This window comes from Planktosalinus sp., from assembly GCF_059864935.1.
Window position 1 is genome coordinate 1 of the sequence record NZ_JCBCCK010000303.1, and the last position, 1,242, is coordinate 1,242.

Consider the following 1,242-nt stretch of genomic DNA (forward strand, 5'->3'; position numbering starts at 1 on the left):
TCCTGATCGGTATAAATACTGTTTCCAATAAACCTGATGTCGCCAAAGTAATGCTGCCTTCCTTCTTCAACATCAATAAAAAGCTCAAGTGTTTTTTCATTTACAACAACCAATGAATCTGAAATGATGCGCGCATCGCGATATCCATTTTCTTTGTACTTTTTTATAAAATTCACTTTGTCCTCTTCAAATCCGGATTGAGTGTATTTTGAACGTTTAAATAGTCTGAGCGGGTTTTTTTGCTTGGTGTTTTTCATTGACCTGCGCAACTTGCCGTTTGTGAGATCTTCGTTGCCGGCTATATTTATTTTTCTTACTTTAACTTTTTTACCCCTGTCAATATTGATTTTGATGTCCTGGGAAACCTCTGCGCCGGTGGTGTCAATAACCGGAACGGTGCTTAAAATCACTTGGGTATTGTAAAAACCGTCTTCACGGTATTTATTGGTAATGTAATTTCGGGTGGTGGTAGTCAGGTTTTTGGTGATTTTTGCACCCTGATTAAGCTTTAATTCGTTGAGTAACTCCTTGACTTTTCCTTTTCTAACCCCTGTTATTGTTGCTTCATTTAAAGTGGGAAGTTCAATGATATTTATTTCAAGGTCAACAACGTCACCGTCAATGTTTGAGACATAAATATTGACATCGCTAAAGAGGTTTTCTTCCCAAAGTTTTTTGATCACGTTGCTGATACGCTCACCCGGAATGTAAACTTCTTCGCCCTTTTTTAAGCCGGTGAAAGCAATGATGGTTAGCTCGTTAAAGCTTTGAGCACCTGTGACGTATAATTCGCCAATGGTATACCGTTTGCCTGCATCCAGTTGGTTTTGCTGCGAAAATCCTGAAAAGGGTATTAAAAACAAGAAAAATATAATCAAAGTAGATTTTATTTTTTCCTGTATTGAAAATGGGTTAGTTAAGTTGATCACTAGTTTTTCCAAATCTTCTTTCTCTATTTTGATAATTTAGTATTGCTTCAAAAAGATGCTCTTTATTGAAGTCAGGCCATAAAACATCTGTAAAATACAATTCTGCATAGGCTATTTGCCACAGTAAAAAATTACTTATTCGCTGTTCTCCACTGGTTCTGATCAACAAATCTACATCGGGTAAATCGTGCGTGTAAAGATGCTCATTAATAACCTTTTCATCGATATTTTCCGGCGAAATTATGTTATTTTTAACTTTAAAACAAAGGTCTTTGACTGTTTTAGAAATTTCTTCCCTCGAACCGTAGCTAAG

The 1,242-nt window shown here is 36.2% G+C and carries 2 protein-coding genes; both read right to left on the reverse strand.

From position 1 onward, the window contains the following. Window positions 1-878 (reverse strand): POTRA domain-containing protein (locus tag AC6F75_RS09905; RefSeq protein ID WP_500714867.1); only part of this gene is annotated, 878 nt, incomplete at its 3' end. 34 nt (window positions 879-912) lie between these two features. After that, window positions 913-1,242 (reverse strand): polyprenyl diphosphate synthase (gene uppS, locus AC6F75_RS09910; RefSeq protein ID WP_500714868.1); only part of this gene is annotated, 330 nt, incomplete at its 5' end.